At 62.7% G+C, this 22,114-nt stretch carries 17 protein-coding genes, 1 tRNA gene and 1 pseudogene; 13 read left to right on the top strand and 6 right to left on the bottom strand.

Features of this window, described 5'->3' with window-relative positions:
* Positions 1-4: 4 nt before the first annotated feature.
* Both AS156_RS14700 and AS156_RS14695 read right to left on the bottom strand, forming a co-directional pair.
* A pseudogene (locus tag AS156_RS14700) lies at positions 5-451 on the bottom strand (alpha/beta hydrolase); the annotation flags it as partial.
* A gap of 151 nt (positions 452-602) precedes the next feature.
* Entirely contained in the window at positions 603-1,679 is a 1,077-nt protein-coding gene (locus tag AS156_RS14695) for an LLM class flavin-dependent oxidoreductase (RefSeq protein ID WP_066505209.1), read from the bottom strand.
* Positions 1,680-1,817: 138 nt separating this feature from the next.
* Here AS156_RS14695 and AS156_RS14690 point away from each other — a divergent pair.
* The 8 genes from AS156_RS14690 (at position 1,818) to AS156_RS14655 (ending at position 11,093) form a co-directional block, all read left to right on the top strand.
* Positions 1,818-1,894: transfer RNA gene (locus tag AS156_RS14690), tRNA-Arg, on the top strand.
* Between the two features lie 595 nt (positions 1,895-2,489).
* The gene (locus AS156_RS14685) at positions 2,490-3,713 is read left to right on the top strand and encodes a metallophosphoesterase (protein ID WP_066505202.1); all 1,224 of its coding nucleotides are present in this window, start codon (positions 2,490-2,492) and stop codon (positions 3,711-3,713) included.
* Positions 3,714-3,932: 219 nt separating this feature from the next.
* Positions 3,933-5,498 carry a sensor histidine kinase gene (locus tag AS156_RS14680; RefSeq protein WP_082747515.1) on the top strand — a complete coding sequence of 522 codons (1,566 nt, stop codon included), beginning with the start codon at positions 3,933-3,935 and terminating at the stop codon, positions 5,496-5,498.
* A complete protein-coding gene (locus AS156_RS14675; RefSeq protein WP_066505201.1) occupies positions 5,483-6,901 on the top strand; it encodes a sigma-54-dependent transcriptional regulator in 1,419 nt (472 codons plus the stop codon). Before AS156_RS14680 ends, AS156_RS14675 begins: the two co-directional genes overlap by 16 nt.
* A gap of 73 nt (positions 6,902-6,974) precedes the next feature.
* On the top strand, positions 6,975-7,706 hold the full coding sequence (locus AS156_RS14670; RefSeq protein ID WP_136626225.1) for a hypothetical protein: 732 nt from the start codon (positions 6,975-6,977) through the stop codon (positions 7,704-7,706).
* Positions 7,707-7,750: 44 nt separating this feature from the next.
* A complete protein-coding gene (locus AS156_RS14665) occupies positions 7,751-8,368 on the top strand; it encodes a hypothetical protein (RefSeq protein ID WP_066505197.1) in 618 nt (205 codons plus the stop codon).
* A 58-nt stretch (positions 8,369-8,426) separates the two neighbouring features.
* A complete protein-coding gene (locus AS156_RS14660) occupies positions 8,427-9,689 on the top strand; it encodes an MFS transporter (protein WP_082747514.1) in 1,263 nt (420 codons plus the stop codon).
* A 3-nt stretch (positions 9,690-9,692) separates the two neighbouring features.
* Complete coding sequence (locus AS156_RS14655; protein WP_082747513.1) at positions 9,693-11,093, top strand: anion transporter; 1,401 nt, start codon at positions 9,693-9,695, stop codon at positions 11,091-11,093.
* Positions 11,094-11,655: 562 nt separating this feature from the next.
* Here the strand turns inward: AS156_RS14655 and AS156_RS43305 are convergent.
* The gene (locus AS156_RS43305) at positions 11,656-11,823 is read right to left on the bottom strand and encodes a hypothetical protein (protein ID WP_201456041.1); all 168 of its coding nucleotides are present in this window, start codon (positions 11,821-11,823) and stop codon (positions 11,656-11,658) included.
* A gap of 27 nt (positions 11,824-11,850) precedes the next feature.
* Between AS156_RS43305 and crcB (AS156_RS14650) the strand changes: the two genes are divergently transcribed.
* From crcB (AS156_RS14650) to AS156_RS14630, 5 genes are all read left to right on the top strand, one after another.
* Positions 11,851-12,240 (top strand): fluoride efflux transporter CrcB, encoded by a 390-nt coding sequence (gene crcB, locus AS156_RS14650; RefSeq protein ID WP_245312813.1) that lies wholly within the window; start codon positions 11,851-11,853, stop codon positions 12,238-12,240.
* A gap of 8 nt (positions 12,241-12,248) precedes the next feature.
* Positions 12,249-12,686 (top strand): fluoride efflux transporter CrcB, encoded by a 438-nt coding sequence (gene crcB, locus AS156_RS14645; protein ID WP_066505359.1) that lies wholly within the window; start codon positions 12,249-12,251, stop codon positions 12,684-12,686.
* A 2-nt stretch (positions 12,687-12,688) separates the two neighbouring features.
* Positions 12,689-13,030 carry a DUF190 domain-containing protein gene (locus AS156_RS14640; RefSeq protein ID WP_066505187.1) on the top strand — a complete coding sequence of 114 codons (342 nt, stop codon included), beginning with the start codon at positions 12,689-12,691 and terminating at the stop codon, positions 13,028-13,030.
* A 185-nt stretch (positions 13,031-13,215) separates the two neighbouring features.
* Positions 13,216-13,404: a thermonuclease family protein gene (locus AS156_RS14635; RefSeq protein ID WP_066505185.1), complete on the top strand. Its 189-nt coding sequence runs from the start codon at positions 13,216-13,218 to the stop codon at positions 13,402-13,404.
* 314 nt (positions 13,405-13,718) lie between these two features.
* Positions 13,719-14,939, top strand: coding sequence for a S1C family serine protease (locus AS156_RS14630; RefSeq protein WP_082747512.1), 1,221 nt, complete (start codon positions 13,719-13,721; stop codon positions 14,937-14,939).
* A 433-nt stretch (positions 14,940-15,372) separates the two neighbouring features.
* On the opposite strand, the gene AS156_RS14620 is transcribed toward AS156_RS14630, so the two are convergent.
* The 3 genes from AS156_RS14620 to AS156_RS14610 all read right to left on the bottom strand — a co-directional run bounded on the left by AS156_RS14620 (position 15,373) and on the right by AS156_RS14610 (position 21,945).
* Positions 15,373-17,403, bottom strand: coding sequence for a YgiQ family radical SAM protein (locus tag AS156_RS14620; RefSeq protein WP_066505177.1), 2,031 nt, complete (start codon positions 17,401-17,403; stop codon positions 15,373-15,375).
* Positions 17,404-17,554: 151 nt separating this feature from the next.
* Complete coding sequence (locus AS156_RS14615) at positions 17,555-20,713, bottom strand: efflux RND transporter permease subunit (protein ID WP_066505176.1); 3,159 nt, start codon at positions 20,711-20,713, stop codon at positions 17,555-17,557.
* The gene (locus tag AS156_RS14610; protein ID WP_082747511.1) at positions 20,710-21,945 is read right to left on the bottom strand and encodes an efflux RND transporter periplasmic adaptor subunit; all 1,236 of its coding nucleotides are present in this window, start codon (positions 21,943-21,945) and stop codon (positions 20,710-20,712) included. The genes AS156_RS14615 and AS156_RS14610 overlap by 4 nt, the downstream gene beginning before the upstream one ends.
* Positions 21,946-22,114 lie beyond the last annotated feature (169 nt).

The following is a 22,114-nucleotide window of genomic DNA, read 5'->3' as shown; positions in this document are numbered from 1 at the left end:
TTCTCTAGCGCGCGGCGGCGCAACCGGGAATGTCGAACACGGCGGTCAGGCCGCAGGGCGAGATCAGCATCTTGCCGCCCTCGTGGCCGACACCGGGCACATCCCATTCGCTGTGGTTCGGCGTGCCGTTGTCGTGGGCCTTCATGACATCGACATAGGTGTGCTCGCGCATGTAACGGTACGGGCCCTCGGCCTCCGCCATGCAGGATTTGTCGAGCGCAGGATGGTTGGGATTGGTGTCGAGCGTTCCCAGCAAATAGGTCACGCGCCGCGCGACATAGGCCTGCTCCAGCGCGGCGGGCGTCGGCGTGGCGAGATAGGGCGGACGATTTTCCATGCCGAACTTCCAGTCGTTGTAACCCTGGCAGCTCGCGGCGATCGCCGGCTCCGGGCGGTCCTCGGTGAAATAGGCGTATGAGGACGGGTTGGCGACCACATAACGCACGCCGATACCCTCCTGCAGCAACACCTGATCCATGGTTCGACTCCGGGGTGCTGTGCACGTGACGTGCACTTGGGCGGGACACGATCAGGCGGGATCATCGCGCGTTGCGCTCCGATTCACGCATGAACTTTCGGAAACCTGCTTCACATCTTCCGGATCATGCGAGCCGCCCGCGATTGTTGGCAGCGAGGATCGGGCGGACCAGCCGGCCGAACCGCTCGGCCTCCTCGTCATGCAGATAGCCGGACAGGCAGAAGGAGTGGCAACCGGCGTCGATGAATTGCTGCAGCGTGTCGGCGCATTGCTCGGGATTGCCGACCACGGCAATGCCGGCGCCGGGCCGCACCTTCGTGATGCCGGTCCACAGATGCGGCATCAGGAGATCGCCATAGTCGCGCGCGAGCTGTTGCACGCGCTGATTGGCCTCGGAGCGGTTGTAGAGTGTCTTCATCTCCTGCTTCTGCCGCTCGGTGGCGTGGCGCACCAACTGGTCCGCGGCCTCCCATGCATCCGCCTCGTTCTCGCGGCAGATCACCTGCAGCCGCATGCCGAAGCCGATCGCATCCTCGCGGTCATGTGCGCGCGCCATCTGCCTGATCTCGGCGATGTTCTGCGCAATGCGCTCCGGCAGGTCGCCCCAGAACAGATGCACGTCCGAATGTTTCGCCGACAATTCCCAGGCCTGCCGCGAGCCGCCGCCGAGATAGAATCGCGGAAACGGCTGCTGCAGCGGCCGTGGCCGGATCTGAGCGCCGGAGATCGTGTGGAACTTGCCTTCGAAATGCACCGGGCCGCGCGTGGTCCACAGCGCCTTCAGGATCGAGACCTCCTCCTCCATCAGCGCGTAGCGCTCCTCCTTCGGATAGCGCACGCCTTCGGACGCGACCTCGCTCTCGTTCTGGCCGGCGATCAGGTTGATGCAGATCCGCCCGCCCGACATCTGGTCGAAGGTCGAGATCATCTTGGCCAGCAGCACCGGGTTGATGTAGCCCGGCCGCGCCGCGATCAGCGGCTTGATCCGCTCCGAGCGCGCCGCCATGAACGCACCGGTGATCCAGGCCTCCCAGCACACCGAACCGACCGGAATCAGCAGATACTCGAAACCTGCATCTTCGGCGGCCTTGACCACGCGTTCGCAGAGTTCCGGCGACCCCGCGACCTGCGCCTCCATCAGCCCATAGGCCGTGGTGTCGCCATGAGTGGGCAGATACCAGCCGAATTCCAGCGGATGCATGCCAATCTCCCTCGAAATCGCGCCATTCCCCGTGCGCTTGACCATGTTCGAGGGCAGTTTACAGGCTGCCGCCAGCCCGACAACGCCCGCCAAGGCCGTTGCCGACACCGGACCAATCAGCTAAATGAGGCCCTGCACGCACCCGTAGCTCAGCTGGATAGAGCGTTGCCCTCCGAAGGCAAAGGTCACACGTTCGAATCGTGTCGGGTGCGCCAGATTTTCCTTATAGCGCGATACTCGCCTTCGGACTGAGACTCCAGATCTGCCTCATTCGAGCGAGCAATCTGGAGGAAAATCGTCGCCGAGTGCAGATTGCCTGGAAATGGCGATCTCCGTCGGGACGCTTCGCCTCCGGGCTAAGGCCTGCGATCTGCCCCCTCTTTTTGCCCACGTCGTCGCGCCGGCGGCAACGAACATCCAAACAGCCAGGTAGAGCGCCGCTTAGCGTGTTTCGGCGGCCACTTGGATCCTTCCCGCCTTGTGGGTTCGGCTGGAGTCTCTTGCGGCTGATCATACCGGTGCTCGATCCGCCATTGCTGTTCCCGATCCGGCAGCAGTCTTCCCGCTTTCAAGGCCGCAACGTCGAGCAACGATAATGCGGCGAACCGTCCGCTGATCAGACAACGGTTGTCGTGAATTCTGACAATTCGCGAGGGAACGCGCGCGGAAAATGCCGATGATTGTGTCGCTTCGCAGTTGGCACGAGCTTTGCGGAGGCGACGCTAGGCCTTGGGGCGCGCGCTCAAGTCGGATGGTGGCGCCCTCAACGATATCGATACGATCAATGCTCTTCGGTGAGAGGAAGCGGCAATGCCCACCAATGTCAACGACTGCTGCAATGTGGTCTCTTGGGTTCACTTTGGGGATCTGCATATCACCGGTGCCGATGAGCAGAACTATCAGGATTTTCTGACGCTCATTGCGCACGCCAACGCGAACCTCGCTGGCGGAGTCGACTTCGCGGTCCTACCTGGTGACAACGCCGAGGACGGGACCGAGGAGCAGTTTCTCCTCGTCAAGCAGGCGATCGACCGTCTGACGATCCCGTTGGAGATCATTCCCGGCGATCACGACTCGAAGACCGGCAGCCTCGACCTCTATCGCCGTTGGCTTGAACCCGAACTTTGGCGTTCCCGCTCGATCGGCTCCTATCGCTGCTTATTCCTCAATGCCAGGGACAATGGGAGTTCGAAGGGTTTTGGAATCGGCGCCGCCCAAATGGAGTGGCTCGCAAGGGATCTGGCCGAAGCCGACGCGAGGGAGCAACGGCCGGTCCTCTTCGTGCATACCTATCCGAGCGAGCTCGGAGACGGCGCCGCGACCGTAAGAGCGTTGATGCGGAAACACCGTGTCGTCATGGTCGACATGGGGCACACGCACTATAACGAGATCGCCAATGACGGCCGGACGATCTATGCAGCCACGCGCTCGACGGGTCAGATCGAGGAGGGACCGGCCGGCTTCTCCATCACCAATCTCGACGACGGCGTGGTGAGTTGGAAGTTCAAGCCGCTCGGCGGCTGGCCTTTCGTCATGATTACTTCGCCCGCGGATCAAGCCCTCATCATCGATCCGGATCAGCCTGAACAGCTCGTGCGCGGTGTCGCCGAGGTGCGCGCCAAGACCTGGGACGCCCTGGGAATCGTGTCCGCCATGTGCCGCGTCGATAGCGGGCCATGGCGACCGATGCGAAGGATCGGAACGAGTGCAGGCTGGTGCTGCGCGTGGGACTCCAGCGGGTCGGCTGATGGTGTCCATCGCCTCACAGTCCGCGTCAGGACTGTGGATGGCCGCGAGGCTTCCGACGCGATCTCAGTGCTGACCAGCCAGTTGGGCCACCATGAAATGCACCAGTGCCGGCCGGGCGATGAGGCCAATGCGATCGGCGCCTATCCGGAGAAGGGTATTCTTGGCACTCAACTTGGACCCAACAAGAACGGCCGGATGGTGAACGCAAAGGTCATAACCGCCAAGAAGTTGGCCCGAGTCTCTCTCGGACCAGGAGGCCACGATGCGATATCGGGCGCCGCTTGACTGGTTGAACTTCGCCCTCGCCGATGTCAGGGGCTCGTTGGGTCCGTACCTCGGAATCTTTCTGCTGACCGAACAGCAAAGGCCAGGAGACGCCGCTTATGTCTGCCTGCATCGCTAAAAGAGTTGGACACGACTATATTGGCGTGTCGTGACGAGGATGATCGCCTTGGAGCCTCGCACACGTGAACCAAGGGATAGCCAAGCTGCTCGGAGATCGTCATGCGCTCTGCCGCTCCCTATGACGCGAAGGCGTCTGTCGGGCGCCTAACCAGGATACATCGTCCAATCTCGCACCTTGCGGAGAGAGCCGTACCCCGCTCGATCATCGGCTGGTTCGTCGTCTGCTGGAGCGCCTTCCTGCTGGCCTCCGTTGTCGTGGGTGCGCTGCTGTTGTCTCTCTACGACCAGTCGACCACCGAACAGCTGCGGCGGGCATCAGCGGGCGTTGCCCATGGCTGTGATGCGATCGCGGCGCGCTACCGGTTCTTCACCACGGGTGCAACGCGCGCGCCGGCCGATCTCCACGCCCCTGACTTCACACGCTCCTTGACGGGGGTGGTCCAGATCGCGCTGCGCGATCTCTATGGCGTAGAGGGTGGTGTTTGGCAAAAAGACGAAGGCTCGCTTGCCTACGCGTTCCCGACCTACGAGGGGACCGGACAGAAGACCGACCTGCCGGAGGCCGAGCGGCCGAGCATACGAGAGGCAGCCGAGGCCGCGGCGCTCGACGGCGCTCCTTTCGACCGGCGCCGGGAAGGACGAGCACAGACCCTGCTGCTCCATGCCTGCCCTCTGCCGGGACCGATTCCGGGCCTTTCCGCCTGGACAATGGCACGCGTCCCAACCACGGGCGGTCGGGCCTACATCCAGGCCATGGCGGGGCTCAGCCTTCTGCTCCTTGTCGTGCTCGGGTCTGCCGCCTGGCTTGGGCGTTTGCTCCTTGGCTGGTCGCGGCGGCTGCGGAGGCTGGAATCGGCGCTCGCCACCAGCAGCGAAGAACTGCCCAAGCTCGAACTCACCGGGCAACAGGATCTCGATCGGATTGTCGAGGCCGTCAACCGCGCGGGTACCCGCCTGGCCGATGCCCGGCGCACCTCGGAGGCATTGGTGCGGCAAGTGGCCGAAGCCAACCGTCTCGCAACACTGGGTCGCGTCGTCGCCGGCGTCGCCCACGAGATCCGCAATCCGATCGCTGCGATGCGACTCAAGGCCGAGAATGCTGTCGCCGCCGGCCCCGATCTCGCGCGCAAGGACAACGCGCTCCGGGTCATCGTCGAGCAGATCGGACGCCTGGAGACCCTGTTGCGCAATCTCTTAAGCTCGGTACAGCGCGCGCCCCTGGTCTCGGTGCTGATCAACGACGTTGCAGCCTTCCTTGCGGAGCGCGTCGAGCTGTTCCGCGAGCAAGCGGCCCAGCAGGGGCTTCAACTCGAAGCGCAGGGAGATCGCGTCGAGGCGCGCTTCGACGCCGCGCGGATCGCACAAGCGATCGACAATCTCATACTCAATGCTATCCAGAACACGCCGACCGGCGGTCGCGTGACGCTCGGCGCGGAAGGGACAGGGGATCGCCTGCGTCTGTCCGTCGCTGACACGGGCCACGGTGTTCCAGAAGAGGTGAAAGCCCACCTTTTTGAGCCATTCGTGACAGGACGCTCCGAGGGCACCGGCCTCGGCCTCGCCGTTGTGCGGGAGATCGCCGAGGCGCATGGTGGGACGGTGCGCGCTCTTCACAGAAACGACGGGACCACGTTTGTATTGGAGCTACCATGGCAACCGTCTTGATTGTGGATGATGACGCAGCGCTGCGGGAAGGCCTAGCCGAGACGCTGAGTGATCTTGGCCACCAAGCGGTCGAAGCGCCGAGCGGACCCGTCGCGCTCGATATCGTCGGCCGCGAGCGGATCGATGCAGTTCTGCTCGATCTCCGCATGCCGGGGATGGATGGTCTCGAAATTCTTCAGCGCCTGCGCGCCGACCCCGCCAAGGCACCTCCTGTCGCCATCCTGACCGCCTACGCGAGTGCCGCGAACACCATCGAGGCGATGCGGCTGGGCGCCTTCGACCATCTGACGAAGCCGATCGCCCGTGCTGACCTCGATTTCCTGATGTCGCGGATGCTGCGCGCGCGGGCAGCTTCCGGCCCGACGCTTGCGACCCGCTCGTCGCTGGAGGACGAGGACCTTGTCGGGTCAAGCGATGTTATGCGCGCAGTCCAGAAGACCATTGGTCTTGTGGCCGACAGCGATGCAACTGTCCTGATCACCGGCGAGACCGGAACCGGAAAAGAGCTGGTGGCCCGCGCCATTCACCGCCACGGACGGCGCGACAGCGGGCCGTTCGTCGCCGTGAACTGCGCCGCCATTCCGGCGGATCTGCTCGAGAGCGAGTTGTTCGGTCACGTGCGAGGTGCGTTCACTGGCGCTCTTGCCGAGCGCAGCGGCGCATTCCGCGACGCCGACAGGGGAACGCTATTTCTCGATGAGGTCGGCGATATGGATCTCACGATGCAGGCGAAGATCCTGCGCGCGCTCCAGGAACGATACGTGACGCCAGTCGGCGGTCGTCCGGTTCGCGTCGACGTGCGCGTGCTGGCCGCAACCAACCGTGACCTCGCGGCCGCTGTCCACGATGGAAAGTTTCGAGAGGACCTGTTTTATCGACTCAATGTTGTACCAATTCACTTGGCGCCGCTGCGCGAACGGCTCTCGGACATCGTAGCGCTCGCGGAATATTTTCTGCACCAAGCAACCGACCCGCCTAAGCGTCTAAGCACGGAGGCTACCTTCTGCTTGTCTTCGCACGCTTGGCCCGGGAATGTGCGGGAACTCAAGAATGCGATCGAACGCGTGGCGATCCTCTGCCGTAGCGACACCATCGCAGCGTCGGACTTCGACTTCCTGTCGACGGCCGCCCGCGCGCATGGACCGGCCGGCGCGCCGGAATGGGCGGATGGCGACCTCGCCTCAGCGGTTAGTCGGCTGGAAGCGTTCATGATCACTCGAGCATTGCGCGCAGCTGGCGGTAACAGGACCGAGGCGGCTCGACGCCTCGGCATCCATCGCCAGTTGCTCTATGCGAAGGTGCTGAAGTACGCGATCGACGTCGACGAACCGTCCGCTGATCGGACGGCCGACGTCATGAAGCCGGACGACGCGCGCCGGCCTCCTCCAGAAAACACGAAGTAAATCAAAACCATCACGGTTGGCACGGCCCTTGCGAAAGACATGTCATCGCGGGGGCGAACAGGGAGTGCCAACCATGAAACGATCGCTGCGCCTTGTCACTATCGCTGGAACCGCGCTTGTCTCGAGCGCCATCCCGGCTCTGCTCTACGCCCAACCATTGCCACCATCACCCTCGGCAGGGGCTCCTCCGCCGCCGCCTCCCGGGCCCGCGGCTCCCGCCCCGGTCTATGATCCCCAGCAATTGCCTGCGATCAACGGGACTGTGACGCGCTACACGCTGACCCCGCGCGGAGACGTCGACGGTCTCATTCTCACCGATGGCACCGAGGTGCATTTTCCACCTCACCTCTCGACGCAACTCGTCTATGCGGTCAGGCCCAGTGACGCGGTCACCGTACGTGGCCTCAAGGCGCTGAGCGTCCCGCTGGTTGCCGCGGTCTCCATCACCAACGACCGCTCGGGTCAGACTGTCACCGACAATGGCCCCGGCTTCGGTCCCGGACCCAAGGGTCCGCGTGAGGCGGGTCAGCCTATGACCGTGCAAGGCCGTGTCCAGATGGCGCTGCATGGGCCACGCGGCGACGTGAACGGCGTGCTGATCGAGGACGGCACCATCCTGCGCCTGCCTCCCCCTGAGGCCGAAAGGTTTGTGGCGCTACTGGCTCCCGGCCAGGCGGTCACTGCGCAGGGTGACGCGATCACGACGCCAATGGGGCGCGTCCTCGATGTGCAGTCGATCGGCCCCTCTCCCACACAGCTCAGCTTCATCCAGCGGCCGCCGGGCAAGAAAGGCCCGCGTCCGTAAAGCTTCGAAACCCTTACGTCACTCAACGTCAAAAGGAGAAAACCATGCATTGGCTTGACCCTGACTATCTTCCGGTCACGACGGGCGTCGTTGAACGGTTCACGATCAATCTCGATGGCGATGTCGACGGCTTCTTGCTCACCGACCAAACCCTCATCCATACCCCACCGCATCTGTCGGACCAGTTGAAGGCGGCTATTGGCCCGGGCGACTCTATTCATGTGCGCGGCGTGAAACCGCGTTATGCCGATCTCATCGCCGCTGTTGCAATCGAAAAAGCAGGCGGTGCGATCGTGATCGATGATGGTCCTGAAGAAAAAGAGACGGACGACGCCGAGAAGCCAAGGACGCAACGCGCTTCGATGGAGGCGTCAGGGATCGTGCGGCTAACACTCTTCGCCCCGAAGGGGCAGGCCCGCGGCGCTCTGCTCCACGACGGCACCATTCTCCGTCTCGGACATAAGGAAGCGCGGCGGCACTCCGATCGATTTCGACCGGGCACGCAGATCTGCATCCGTGGCGAAGGTCTCGTCAACGAGCAGGGCCGCGTTATTGAAGTTCGCGAGATCGGCAAGCCCGACGGCAGCTTCGAACCGATCAAGCGGCCCAAGCACGAGGAAGCCAAAGCTGCCGAGCCAGATGCGATCCAAACGGTCGCGTGAGGAAACACACCGGAGCGTCGCATTGGTGACGCTCCGCTCTTCAAAGGCGGAGAGGACGATGAAAAACCGGCTTGCGCTCGATTGGGTCAATTTCCTGCTCGCAAACGTCAAGGATGGACTCGGCCCTTTCCTCGCCGTTTACTTGCTCGCCAGCCAGCACTGGGATGCCGGCAAGATCGGTCTGATCATGATGATCGCGGGTGTCGCAACCGTCGTTGCCCGGGCCCCACTGGGCGCGTTCGTCGACTGGACCCATTTGAAGCGCGCATTAATTATCGTGGCATCCGCAACCGTCGCTCTCGGCACGCTGGCGATGTCTCTATTTCCGGCTCTCATCCCGGTTGCCATCGCCCAGATCGCGATCGGGGTTGCAGACGCGGCCTTTCCGCCCGCGATTGCGGCCATTTCGCTGGGCCTCGTGGGCCCAAAGGCCTTCACGCATCGCGTCGGCCGGAATGAAGCGTTCACCCACGCGGGCACCGCATCGACAGCGGTCGCGGCCGGCGTGGCCGGGTGGCTCATCACGCCAAGTGCGGTCCTGTGGTTCATCGCTGCGCTCGCACTTGCGAGCATCTGGGCGACGCTCCGGATCGACGCAGCGTCTATCGATCACGCACTGGCGCGCGGCGCGGAGAGCGGACATGAAGAGCGACACACTGACTTGCGCAGCCTGCTGCAATCCAAACCGCTTCTTGCGTTTACTGCCGCAATCTCGCTCTTCCATTTCGCGAACGCCGCTATGCTGCCGCTGCTCGGCGAAAAGCTCGCACTCGGCAATCGAGAGACAGCGACCCTGTTCATGGCCGCCTGTATCACCACGGCCCAGATCGCGATGGTGCCGATGGCCATACTGGTTGGCCGCAAGGCCGATGCCTGGGGCCGGAAGCCGATCTTCCTTGCCGGCTTCGCCGTGTTGCCCCTGCGGGGTATCCTCTACACTTTGGCTCAGAACCCTTACGCCCTCGTCTCGATTCAAATTCTCGACGGCATCGGCGCCGGTATCTTCGGTGCGCTGTTCTACATCGTCGTCGCCGATCTAACGAAGGGCACCGGCCGCTACAATCTTGCCCAAGGAGCGACTGCGGCGGTGTGGGGGCTCGGCGCCGCGCTGAGCAATTCGGTCGCCGGCGTCATCGTCGATATGGCTGGCTACAACGCGGCTTTCCTTTTCCTCGCAGCGGTCGCGCTTGCCGCCTTCATCCTGTTTTGGATCGCGGTTCCCGAAACCGGCGAGCAGAGCAAGTCCATCGAGCCTGAAGTCAATGAGTCGCGCATGCCAGCCCAATCAATCCCGGTCGGGTTGCGCATCCCTGCGGAGTGAGTCATGGTGTCGATCGAAACTCAACCCGCCCAACCACCGGTTCAACCCGCAGCCACGAACAATGACGTCCGTCGAACCCGTACGTTCGGATGGATTGCAGTCGCGCTGACCGCAGCGGTGATTGTCCTTGGGATCCTTGGCGCACAATATTTCGGATTTCAGCTTCTCTCAATGGAAGCGCTTCGGGCCAACGCAACCGCAAGCATCGCCGTCGCGATCTTCGCAGGCACCTACCTGGTCATCGCCATCGGCAAGTTGCCCGGCTATCACCTTGACCGCGCCGGCGCCGCGCTGCTCGGCGCGAGCCTCATGGTCGGATCGGGCGTTATGTCGCTCGACGAGGCCTATCGAGCCATTGATTTCGATACGATCGCACTTCTGCTCGGGATGATGATCGTTGTCGCCAACCTGCGGCTCTCCGGCTTCTTCCGGCTAGTGAACAACTGGGTAGTCACGCGCGCCCGCTATCCGCTCGTGCTGCTTGCCTTGATCGTGTTGGTGGCGGGCACTCTCTCGGCTTTCCTGGTCAACGATACGATTTGTCTGGTGATGACGCCGCTCGTGCTCGACCTCGTCACCCGGCTCAAGCGGGATCCCATCCCATACCTGCTGGCGATCGCGATGGCCTCCAATGTCGGGAGCACGGCCACGATCACCGGCAATCCGCAGAACATGATCATCGGCGGACTTTCGCACATTCCTTACGGCACGTTCGCTGCCGCCTTGTGGCCGGTTGCGGCCATCGGTCTCCTCCTCACAGTGCTGCTCATCGCCCTCCTATATCGTAGCGAATTCTTCACCCGCGAGCATTTCTCCGCCGTTGTTATTGGTCCCGTGCGTTACCATGGCCCCCTCGTCGTGAAGTCGGCGCTGGTGACGGTCGCGATGGTCATCTTGTTCTTTGTCGGCCAGCCGGTTGCCAAGGTGGCTATCGTTGGCGGCGCGCTGTTGCTGTTCACGCGGCGACTAAAACCCGAAAAGGTCTACAGCGAGATCGATTGGACGCTACTGCTGATGTTCGTCGGACTGTTCATAGTAGTGGCTGGCTTGGAAACGACGGTGCTTGCGCCCGAGATGATCGCGAGAATCGGAGGGCTGCACCTCGATGCGGTGCCGATCTTGTCACTCGTCACCGCCGGCTTGTCGAACCTTTTCAGCAACGTGCCTGCCGTGCTGGTCCTGAAACCCTTTGTCGCCAACCTACAGAATCCGACGCAGGCGTGGCTCGTCGTCGCTATGGCCTCCACGCTTGCCGGCAATCTGACACTGGTGGGGTCAGTCGCCAATCTGATCGTTGCACAGCGCGCGCGCCGCCACGGCATCACGCTTGGCTTCTGGGCGTATTTCAAAGTCGGCGCGCCGTTGACGGTGCTGACGCTGCTGTTCGGCACCTGGTGGCTTTGATTGCTGCACGGTAGCGATAGCTTTGGGTTGATCCTAACTGATGCGGGTCGCATCCTGCTACGCTGCTCCGTCATCGTTTCCTTTTCTGAAGAAGAACGGACTGACGATTTTAGCCAGGCGACCAACGTTGGCCGACCCAGGCAAAGATCGGCACGGCAGCGTTCGGCCTGTTCACGGCTGGCTATGGTGTCGCCTGGTTTATTGGCAGCGCCATCATTCTATACAACCTGTCCGTCCCTGATCGCGTTCTGCGTTGTGGCGCAACTGAGCACCCTTCCTGTTTTTGCTTGAGTGGAGCGCCGCTATTCTCCGCGCGGCCCAGTGACATAGGGGCAGCAGCTTGCAGTCAACGATATCACCTTGGGTCCTGAAGCTGATTTTTTGAGGCCTACCGATGTAACGGCTTGCGAAGAGGCAGCCGGAACTTGAAACTGCATCAGCAGACGCCGAACCAATAGGTGCCATCACGACTCCATGATACAGTTCGAATTATCGGGCTACACAGGCTGTGGGCCGACGGCTATACGGTAATCTGGCTGGTCCTTGCACTGTTGCTTCTGAGCTAGATATCAAGTTTGCGCTCGAGCGCGGAGGTGTCGCTGCTCCAGCGCAATCGACAATCCTGCTGCTTCTCGCCGTTCTGATCCTGATCGTCGCGATCTGGCAAGCGGTTGGCCCGGGGATTGCTAGAATACACATGATCATCAGAGACATTGATCTTGAGCGGCAAGTACAGGCTTCAAAGAGGACGTGGAACGTGCTGAGTGGCTTTGTTTGCATCGTGATTGGCAGCGTGCTCGGGGGGTGTGCACGCTACTTCATCTCAGGCGTCGTCGCCCGAAACGTGGGCGAGACGTTTCCGTGGGGCACAATGATCATCAATGTCAGCGGAGCCTTCTTAATCGGAATCTTGGGTGGTCTGGCCACCAACCAGTCATCATTGATGGCGTCAACCAATCCGTGGCTATTTGCCGTGACGGGCTTTCTCGGTTGCTATACGACAGTTTCGTCGTTCAGCCTGCAGACGCTTTCGCTGGCCCGCGATGGCGAAACCGGTCGCGCGGTCAGCAACGTCTTACTTTCGCTGATACTCTGCCTTTCCGCGGTGACATGCGGTTTTTCGCTCAGTGAATGGCTTTCGACATAGACCCCCGCATGCTTCGCAAATCCAGTTCAACGATAGCCGATCGATGGAACACCGCGATCCTTTACGCCTGCGTGGCATCAGGGGCTGTAGTTGGCGGCCTGGCAAGATTTCTCGTATCAGTGGCTCTTCAAACAGGAACAGAGTTTCCATGGGCGACACTGTTCATCAACGCCACCGGCTCTTTCATCATTGGCCTTTACGCTACATTGACTGGCCCCGAGGGAAGGCTCTTCGCCAGTGCGCGGCAGCGCCAGTTCGTGATGACCGGCTTTTGCGGAGGCTACACAACGTTCTCCACCTTCAGCCTGGAAACCTTCAGGCTATTCCATTCGGGAATGAAGCAAACGGCTTTGATGTACATTATCGCCTCCACGATCACCTGGCTGGTTTCAGTATGGTTGGGGCAAACAATCGCGAGCCGACTTAACCGCTTGAAGGGGAGTTAACGATGCAAATTCCGAAACAGGCGATCCTACTCCGGATATTTATCGGCGAGGACGATCAGTGTAACGGATCACCGTTATACGAGGCGATCGTTCTGAAGGCGCGCGAACAGCATCTCGCCGGCGCAACAGTGTTGCGTGGTCCTATGGGTTTCGGCAAATCGAGCCGGCTCCATACGACAAAGATCCTCCGCCTTTCTGAAGATTTGCCACTGGTCATTGAGATCGTCGACAGCGAGGAAAACATCAACGGCTTCCTGCCGGTGCTCGATGGCATCATGACGAGCGGATTGATCACGTTGGAAAAGGTTCAAGTCCTGCGATACGGAGAGCAAGCGATGGCCTAGAGCATGATCCGGAAAAGTGTGAAGCGGTTTTCCGGATCATGCTCCAGGCAGCCAAGCGCCGCTCCTCTTCGTGCTCCGCTGAATGGGCGCTAGAAGCCTTCTTCAGGCGCGGGTCATCGATGGTGACACGATCGGCAGATCGGGGACTCGCATCCGTCTCGAGGGCATCGGCGCCCCCCGAAAGCATGCAGAGCTGCACGGACGCGGACGGCAAACCCTGGTCCTGCGGCATTTGTGCCACCCGCGAGTTGCGCAACTGCATTCGCGGACGAGAGGTCACGTGCGAGGAGAAGGCGCTCGACCGCTACAAGCGGATGCTGGCGATCTGCGAGCTCCCCGACGGCAGCGACATCAATGCGTGGATGGTGCGGTAAGGTTGGGTCATCGCTTACGGTTTCGCCAAGACCTATCAGCCGGAGCAGGACGAGGCAGAGCGCGCCAAGCGCGGAATATGGTCGGGGACCTTCGTGCCGCTGTCGGAATGGCGCCGACTCAACCCCAGGCGCGACCCCGATTGATGGGGCGCCGCTGGCGTCGACCAGTCTTTCCCGCATCATCGCATGACGGCCGCGGCGATAAGGACGGAACATTGCACGCAACCGCTCCGCATGCACGCGCGTTGACAGACAAAATGCAGTCGAAGAAGGCGACGGGGAACCGTGCCTCGCCGCGACAAGGGATATGACTCATGCAAGTTTGTCTCTGGAAGGCCGTCAGGCACCCGTCATGCGCCGCGCTGCTGTCTGCAACGTTGTTGACGCAAAGCATGGCGTCGACCCACGCGGAGGGGCCGCCGCACCTTGTTCCCAGCATGACACCGTTGCTTCATGCCGTAGCCGACGAACGAAGGCCCGGAAACTTTGCCGACATCGCCGAGAAGGTCGAGCCCGCCGTGATCAGCGTGAGTTCGAAGGTCGCGCCGCAGCGGAGGGAATCCACGCTTGATCGACCGTTCGGCCCCGGCGCTCCCGATCAGTCCGCGCCCAACGAGGAGATTCCAAAAGGACCGGACCAAGGTGATCAGGGTCAGGACCATGAGGCGTCAAAGGCCGGACAAATGACCACCAGCGGATCCGGCTTCTTCATCTCGGCTGATGGTTATGCTGTGACCAACAGTAAGGTCGTCGAAGGCGGCGGCACCGCCCGGATCCGCACCAATGACGGTAAGATTTACACGGCGAAGGTCGTCGGCAGGGACGCATTGAGCGATCTTGCCCTGATCAAAGTCGATGATCGTACGGACTTCAGCTATGTGACGTTTGCCGAGCAGCCGCCGCGCGTCGGTGACTGGGTGCTGGCCGTCGGCAATCGGTTCGGCCTCGGCGGCACGGTAACGGCGGGCATTGTTTCCGCACGCGAGCGCAACATCGAGGTGACGGGGGCGCCAGACGACCTCCTCCAGATCAGCGCTCCAATCAACAAGGGCGATTCTGGCGGCCCGAGCTTCGATACAGGTGGCAATGTCGTTGGCGTGAACAGCATGATTCTAGCGGCGCCTTCGGGGGACTCGGTCGGCGTTGCATTTGCCGTTCCTGCCGATACGGCCAGAAAAGTCATTCGGCAACTGAGAGATAAAGGTTCAGTCACGCGCGGATGGATCGGAGTTAGCATGCAGTCGGTCACGCCCGATATCGCCGAGGGGCTTGGCCAGAGCAATCTGCGCGGCGCAATCGTTGCCAGCGTGCAAGGCAATGGTCCGGCTGCGAAAGCGGGATTGGCCAATGGCGACGTGATCATCGCGGTGGGCGGCGATCAGATCAAGGGTGCCCATGATCTGACCGCCAAGATCCAGGATATGAAGCCGGGTTCCTCGGCTCAGCTCGGCGTGCTCCGCAACGGAAATCAGCGCTCGGTGAGCGTCACTGTCGGCGAGCTTCCCGATGGGCAAGGCAACGCGCGTGGACGATAGCGCCCGAAACCCCGATGGGGCATGATCCGCGAGGCCAGACATCAGCCTCCGCGCGGCAAGTACAAGGCGTCCAGGCGGAGGTTCTACTCAAGCAGAGAGCGGATCATGATGCGCGCCGCGCTTACCAATGCCGAATCAATGGACGCGCCGGAGAGGCGCTCCACTGCTGGGGCCAGCGGCATTGCGCGCCTCGTCGGAGAAGTTGCCTCTTTCCTGTATTTTTTATGGAAAAGCATCGGTCCCGTGCCTACGGGGGGTCGGACGTCTTCTCAGCTCACCGAAGCCTCAAATTTTTAATGATGTTTCAATGTCTTAACGGAATTCACGCGGCATCCAGCGGCGATCGCCGGCTACTTTGCATGAGGTTGTTTTCGACATTTTTGTTGCGGAGACGAAAGCGTCAGGCCGAGCCTGATCACATCCCCATTTCCCGTTACTTCATGATCCGCAGGCCCTTGGTGGTGAAGCGCTGTGTCCTCCCGCCGGGGCGCATGGGGCGTCGCGTGCCGGCGGCCTTGCCGGTGCCGGGTGGCTGATGGGCTGGCACGAGCTGATCGGGGCGCGAGCCGATCAGATCGGCGCGGCCCATCTCTTTCAGAGCCTCGCGCAGCAGCGGCCAGTTGTCCGGGTCGTGGTAGCGCAGGAACGCCTTGTGCAAGCGGCGCTGCCGCAGTCCCTTGATCGCCTCGACCTTGTCGCTTCCACCACGGCGCACGCCGCGCAGCGGATTGACGCCGGTGTGATACATCGCCGTCGCAGTCGCCATCGGTGACGGCAGGAACGTCTGCACCTGATCGGCACGGTAGCGGTTCTTCTTGAGCCAGAGCGCGAGGTTCATCATGTCCTCGTCGGTCGTGCCCGGATGCGCCGCGATGAAGTACGGGATCAGGTAATACTTCTTCCCAGCCTGCTCCGCGGCGGCATCGAACATCCGCTTGAAGCGATTATAGGCGCCGATGCCCGGCTTCATCATCTTGTCGAGCGGACCGCGCTCGGTGTGCTCGGGCGCGATCTTCAGATAGCCGCCGACGTGATGGGTCACGAGCTCCTTGATGTAAGCGGGGCTCTCCACCGCGAGGTCGTAGCGCACGCCCGAGGCGACCATCACCTTCTTGACGCCCTTCACCTCGCGCACCTTGCGATAGAGCCGGATCAGATCGTCATGCGAGGTGTTGAGGTTCGGACAGATCTCCGGGAAGACGCAGGACGGTCGACGGCACAGCGCTTCGACCTTGGGATCCTTGCACGCCATCCGGTACATGTTGGCGGTCGGGCCGCCGATGTCGGAGATCACGCCGGTGAAGCCCGGCGTCTTGTCTCTGATACGCTCGATCTCGCGCAGGATCGAGCCCTCCGAGCGGTTCTGGATGATGCGGCCCTCGTGCTCGGTGATCGAGCAGAAGGTGCAACCGCCGAAGCAGCCGCGCATGATCGTCACCGAGAACCTGATCATCTCCCACGCCGGGATCTTGGCATCGCCATAGGAAGGATGCGGTGCGCGCGCGTAAGGCAGATCGTAGACGGCATCCATCTCGGCCGTCGTCAGCGGGATCGGCGGCGGGTTGAGCCACAGATCGCGGTCGCCGTGACGCTGCACCAGCGGCCGCGCATTGCCGGGATTGCTCTCACGGTGCAGCACGCGCGAAGCGCGGGCATAGGCCTCGCGATCCTGCTCGACCTGCTCGCAAGCGGGCAGCCGGATCACGACATCGCCGGGATGGCGCGCCGCACCCTCATCGGCGGTGTCGAGATCGTCGGCATGCAACTCGGTGCAATCCTCGGGCACCCGGCGAAACAACGCAGTCCCCCTGATCGAGGCGAGATCGCGTGGCGCCTCGCCCGCGGCAAGCCGGTGCGCCACTTCGACGACGGCACGTTCGGCATTGCCGTAGAGCAGGATGTCCGCCTTGGCGTCGGCCAGCACCGAACGGCGCACCTTGTCGGACCAATAGTCGTAATGCGCGATACGGCGCAGCGACGCCTCGATGCCGCCGAGCACGATCGGCACGTCCTTGAACGCCTCGCGGCAACGCTGGGCGTAGACGATGGTGCAGCGGTCCGGCCGCCGGCCGCCTTCGCCCTCCGGCGTATAGGCGTCATCGTGGCGCAGCCGACGATCCGCCGTATAGCGGTTGACCATCGAATCCATGTTGCCGCCGGTGACGCCGAAGAATACGCGCGGCCTGCCCAGCGCCTTGAACGGCTCCGCCGACTGCCAGTCGGGCTGCGCGATGATGCCGACCCTGAAGCCCTGGGCCTCGAGCAGCCGGCCGACGATCGCCATGCCGAAGCTCGGATGGTCGACATAGGCATCGCCGGTCACCAGCACGATGTCGCAGGCATCCCAGCCGAGCATTGCCATCTCGGCGCGAGTCATCGGCAGGAACGGCGCCGGCTTGCCGGGATGCGCCCGGTGGCGGGGCCAGGAGCTCAGGGGCTTCGCAGAGGCGGTGAGGGTTTCCATGGCGCCACGCATAGGACTCTGGGACCGCGAATTCAACCGGCCGACACGTCTCCGAGCCCGACGGCCCCAGCCATTGCACCGTCGATGAGGCTCAATTCGCCACACAAATCAGGCCGTTACGCTCCGGGAACGCCCCTCGGGCGCTCCAGCGTCAATCTGCTGGCGGATGGGTCGGAGCCTCCGGCGTCTTGCCCCTTCCGCCGAACCGGCGCTTCACGCTCTCACGCCAGCGCTGGAAGGTCACGTAAAGCATCGGAACCAGGAAGATGCCGATCGAGCTTGCGGCGAGCATGCCGCCGAACACGGCCGTGCCGACCGCTCTGCGGCTGATCTGGGCAGCGCCGGTCGCAACCACCAGCGGAACGAGACCCAGGATGAAGGCGATCGACGTCATCATGACCGCGCGGAACCGCATCTGCGATCCGAGCAGCGCAGCCTCGGCGATCTCCATGCCGGCCTCGCGCTGCTCCTTGGCAAACTCGACGATCAGGATGCCGTTCTTGGCGGCGAGCGCGATCAGCACCACGAGGCCGATCTGGCCGTAGAGATTGAGATCCAGTCCGGCCACCTTGATCGCGAGGAAGGAGCCGAAAACGCCGACAGCGATCGACAGCAGCACGGGAATCGGGATCGTCCAGCTCTCGTACAACGCGACCAGGAACAGATAGGCGAACAGCACCGCGAGCGCGAGGATGATGCCGGTCTGGCCGGAGGCCGCCTGCTCCTGATAGGCAGTGCCGGTCCATTCAAAGGAATAGCCGGCCGGCAGCGTCGCCTTGGAGATCTCGGACATGGCCGCGATCGCGGTACCCGACGAGACGCCCGCTGCGGGACCGCCGTTCACGGTGACCGAACGATAGTTGTTGTAGCGGGTGATCACCTGCGGTCCGGTGACTATCCGCAGGCTCGCGATCGAGCGGATCGGCACCATCTCGCCGCCGCTGTTGCGCACATAGATCTGCCAGATGTCCGGGATGTCGGCGCGGTTGCCCGCTTCACCCTGCACATTGACCTGCCAGGTACGGCCAAACAGATTGAAGTTGTTGACGTAGATGCCACCGAGTGTGGCCTGCAGCGCAGTGAAGACGTCGGCCATGTTGAGGCCGAGCGCCTGCGCCTTGGCGCGATCGATGTCGAGATAGATCGACGGATTGGTCGCGGTGAAGGTCGAGAACACGCGGGTCAGCCTCGGGTCGCGGTTGGCGGCGCCGATGAGCCCGCCCATCACGCTGCCCAGCGCGGCCGGATCTTGTCCTTCGAGAGCTTCGAGCTGATACTCGAAGCCGCCCGACGTCGACAGCCCGATGATCGGTGGCAAGTTGAACGGCAGAATGGAGGCCTGACGGACCTGCGACCCCGCAATGAAGGTCTGGCGGATCGCGGCCTGCACCGAATCGGTGACGGCCTTGCGGTCGGCAAACGGCTTCATGCGGGCCACCATGAAGGCCGAATTGGGTTCGTTGACCCCGTCGAGCAGCGAGAAGCCGATGATCGAGAGCGTGTGCTCGATCGACGGATTCTTCTTCAGGATCGCTTCGACCTGCTTGGTCACTTCGCTGGTGCGCGACACCGATGCGCCGTCGGGCAATTGCACCGAAATGAAGAACGCGCCCTGGTCCTCCTCGGGCAGGAAGCCGGTCGGCGTGATCCGCGACACGCCGAAGATGCCGCCGGCGAACACGAGCACGGCGACGAGCGACAGCACTGCCAGGCGCAACAGCCGCCGCACTATCCCGGCATAGCGATCGCGCACCCAATCGATACCGCTCAGCACCCGCCCCATGATGCCGCGGCGCGGTCCGGTGTGGCGCAGGAATACCGCGCAGAGCGCCGGCGACAGCGTCAGCGCGTTCAGCGCCGAGATCACCATCGCCGCGCTGATCGTCACGGCAAACTGACGAAACAGCGTTCCGGAGATTCCAGGTATGAACGCGATCGGCACGAACACCGAGAGCAGCACCAGCGAGATCGCGATGATCGGCGCGGTGATCTGCGTCATCGCCTTCTTGGTGGCGTCGGCTGGCGAGAGCTCCGGCTCCTCCTCCATGACGCGCTCGACGTTCTCGACCACGACGATGGCGTCGTCGACCACGATGCCGATGGCGAGCACCATCGCCAGCAGGGAGACCGTATTTGCCGAATAGCCCATCGCGAGCAGCACGGCAAAGGTGCCGATCAGGCTGACCGGAACCGCGACTGCCGGAATCACGGTGGCGCGCAGATTGCCGAGGAACAGGAAAACCACGATCACGACGAGCACGAAGGCCTCGCCGAGCGTCTTCATCACTTCCTTGATCGTGTCGGAGACGAAGGTCGTGGAATCATACTGCACGAGATAGGTGAGGCCCGGCGGGAACCGCTCCGAAAGCTTGGCCAGCGTGGCCTGGACGGCCTTGGCCGTCGTCACCGCATTGGCGCCGGGAGCAAGGTAGATACCCATCGGCACGCCGGGATTGCCGTCGATCCGCGACTCGGAGTCCATGTTCTGCGCGCCGATCTCGACGCGCGCGACATCCTTGATCCGCAGCACCGATCCGTCCGGGTTGGCCCGCAGCACGATGTCGCCGAACTGTGCCGATGTCGTCAGGCGGCCCTGCGTCTGCACGTTGAACTGGAACTGCTGATCATTGCTGATCGGGCGCGCGCCGATGCGGCCGACCGGCGCCTGCACGCTTTGCGCCCTGATCGCCGCGATCACGTCGGACGGCGCCAGGTTGAGGCTGGTCAGACGCTGCGTGTCGAACCAGATCCGCATCGAGTAGTTCAGCTTCGCAAACAGCGACGCCTGTCCGACGCCGGGCGTGCGCGAGATCGCATCCAGCACATTGATGATGGCGTAGTTGGTGATGAACAGCGGATCCTGCTGGCTGTCCTTGCTGTACAGCACGATGAACTGCAGCACGGCCGAGGATTTCTTCTGCACCGTCAGGCCCTGCGCCTGCACCTCGGTCGGTAATTGCGCCAGCGCGCTCTGCACCCGATTGTTGACGTTGACCGTGTTGATATCCGGATTGGTGCCGAGCGCGAACGAGACCGTCAGCGTGTAGCTGCCGTCGTTGCCGCTGGTCGACTTCATATAGAGCATCTTGTCGACGCCCACGACCTGCGCTTCGAGCGGTTGGGCGACGCTGGATTCCACCACGTCGGCGGAAGCTCCGGGGAACGTCGCCGAGACTGTGACCTGCGGCGGCACGATGTCGGGGAACTGGGCGACCGGAATCTGCAGCAGCGCCAATGCGCCCGCGATCGTGATCACGAACGCGATGACGATCGCAAGCCGCGGACGATCGACGAAAACCGATGAAATCATGGGTTAGCGCCCGACTTCTGGCCGCCGGCCCCACCATTGTCCTCGGCCGAGGCCTTCATGCTCGACTGGATCAGCGCGCTGGCCGGCCCCGGGGCGACCACCTCGCCCGGCCGCACCTTCTGCAGCCCCTCGACGATCACCTTGTCGCCAAGCGAGATACCGCTCGTCACCGCCGCAATGGTGGATGTCGACTGCCCGAGCTTGATCCGGCGTTGCTCGGCCTTGTTGTCGGCGCCGACGACATAGACGTATTCACCCTCCTGGTCCGAAAGCACCGCCGCGCGCGGAATCGCCAGCACATCGACCGGCTCCACGCCCTGCAGCAGAACCGTCACGAATTCATTGTCGGTGAGCTCACGCACCGCGCCGCCGGTTTCAGCCGAAGTGTAGATTGTCGGATTCGGGATGGTGCCGCGCAGCGTGATCGTGTCCGTGTTCTGCGCGATGGTATTGTTGACAAAGTTCAGCTCGCCGACCTTGTCATAGAGCCGGCCGTCCGGCATGCGCAGCCTGATGACGACCGCCTTGAAGCCGCCGCGCGTTATGTAACGCTGGCGCAGCGTCAGCGCCTCGCGCACCGACACCGGGAACGTGACATACATCGGGTCCTGGCTGACGATCGTCGTCAATGTTCCCGAACTCGGCGTCACCACGTTGCCTTCGGTCACCGCGGTGCGCCCAATCCTGCCGTCGATCGGTGAATGGATCTCGGTGTAGTCGAGATTGATCTGGGAAAGATCGACCTGCGCCTGGGCGGCCTGGATCTGGGCCTCGAGGCTCTGCTGATTGGCAACCGCGGCGTCGACGTTCGATTGCTGGCCGGCCGGCCCGCTCATCAGGGTTTGTGCGCGTTGCGTGGTCAGCTTGGCGTTGACCAGCGTCGCCTGCAATTGAGCAACCTGCGCCTTCTTCGCCGCCAGATCGGCCTCGAACGGGCCGCGCTCGAGCTGATAGAGCAGATCGCCCGCTTTGACCTCGGCGCCTTCGACGAAGTTCCGCTTGTCCAGGAACGCCGTGACGCGCGCGACGACATTGACGCGATTGGGCGCTTCTATTCGCCCCAGAAACTCATTGGACTCGGTGATCGGCCGCTTGATCGTCTCGATCACGCCGACGGCAGGGGGACCCGGAGGAGCCATCTGGGCATCGACGGCCGAGATCCCCGCAAGCACCAATCCCGCCGATACGAGAAGACCTGCCGTTCGACCGAGCGCTCTTTCCGTACCATTCATGTTGTCGAACCCTTTTCGAACCCTTGGGCTACCGGCGGCTTCCACGAAGCGAATTCGAGGTCGAGTTCCTTCAGGCCGCGAAGATCAGGGATAGGCAGGCTGCGCTGCAGCAGATCATAACGCGCCCGATCCGACAATCCTGTAACCCGATGACCTTGTTCCGCATCTG

Source organism: Bradyrhizobium macuxiense (assembly GCF_001542415.1).
In the GTDB taxonomy this organism is placed as follows: Bacteria; Pseudomonadota; Alphaproteobacteria; order Rhizobiales; family Xanthobacteraceae; genus Bradyrhizobium; species Bradyrhizobium macuxiense.
This window is presented reverse-complemented; position numbering and strand designations above follow the sequence as displayed.

Bases quoted from the DNA above. Each gene is read 5' to 3' on its own strand.
- AS156_RS14695 (WP_066505209.1), bottom strand. From the start codon at position 1,679: ATGCATCCGCTGGAATTCGGCTGGTATCTGCCCACTCATGGCGACACC.
- AS156_RS14620 (WP_066505177.1), bottom strand. From the start codon at position 17,403: ATGGAAACCCTCACCGCCTCTGCGAAGCCCCTGAGCTCCTGGCCCCGC.
- AS156_RS14665 (WP_066505197.1), top strand. From the start codon at position 7,751: ATGCATTGGCTTGACCCTGACTATCTTCCGGTCACGACGGGCGTCGTT.
- AS156_RS14670 (WP_136626225.1), top strand. From the start codon at position 6,975: ATGAAACGATCGCTGCGCCTTGTCACTATCGCTGGAACCGCGCTTGTC.
- AS156_RS14680 (WP_082747515.1), top strand. From the start codon at position 3,933: ATGCGCTCTGCCGCTCCCTATGACGCGAAGGCGTCTGTCGGGCGCCTA.
- AS156_RS14655 (WP_082747513.1), top strand. From the start codon at position 9,693: ATGGTGTCGATCGAAACTCAACCCGCCCAACCACCGGTTCAACCCGCA.
- AS156_RS14630 (WP_082747512.1), top strand. From the start codon at position 13,719: ATGCAAGTTTGTCTCTGGAAGGCCGTCAGGCACCCGTCATGCGCCGCG.
- AS156_RS14615 (WP_066505176.1), bottom strand. From the start codon at position 20,713: ATGATTTCATCGGTTTTCGTCGATCGTCCGCGGCTTGCGATCGTCATC.
- crcB (WP_066505359.1), top strand. From the start codon at position 12,249: ATGCTTCGCAAATCCAGTTCAACGATAGCCGATCGATGGAACACCGCG.
- AS156_RS14660 (WP_082747514.1), top strand. From the start codon at position 8,427: ATGAAAAACCGGCTTGCGCTCGATTGGGTCAATTTCCTGCTCGCAAAC.
- AS156_RS14610 (WP_082747511.1), bottom strand. From the start codon at position 21,945: ATGAATGGTACGGAAAGAGCGCTCGGTCGAACGGCAGGTCTTCTCGTA.
- AS156_RS14635 (WP_066505185.1), top strand. From the start codon at position 13,216: ATGCAGAGCTGCACGGACGCGGACGGCAAACCCTGGTCCTGCGGCATT.
- AS156_RS14675 (WP_066505201.1), top strand. From the start codon at position 5,483: ATGGCAACCGTCTTGATTGTGGATGATGACGCAGCGCTGCGGGAAGGC.
- AS156_RS14685 (WP_066505202.1), top strand. From the start codon at position 2,490: ATGCCCACCAATGTCAACGACTGCTGCAATGTGGTCTCTTGGGTTCAC.
- AS156_RS14640 (WP_066505187.1), top strand. From the start codon at position 12,689: ATGCAAATTCCGAAACAGGCGATCCTACTCCGGATATTTATCGGCGAG.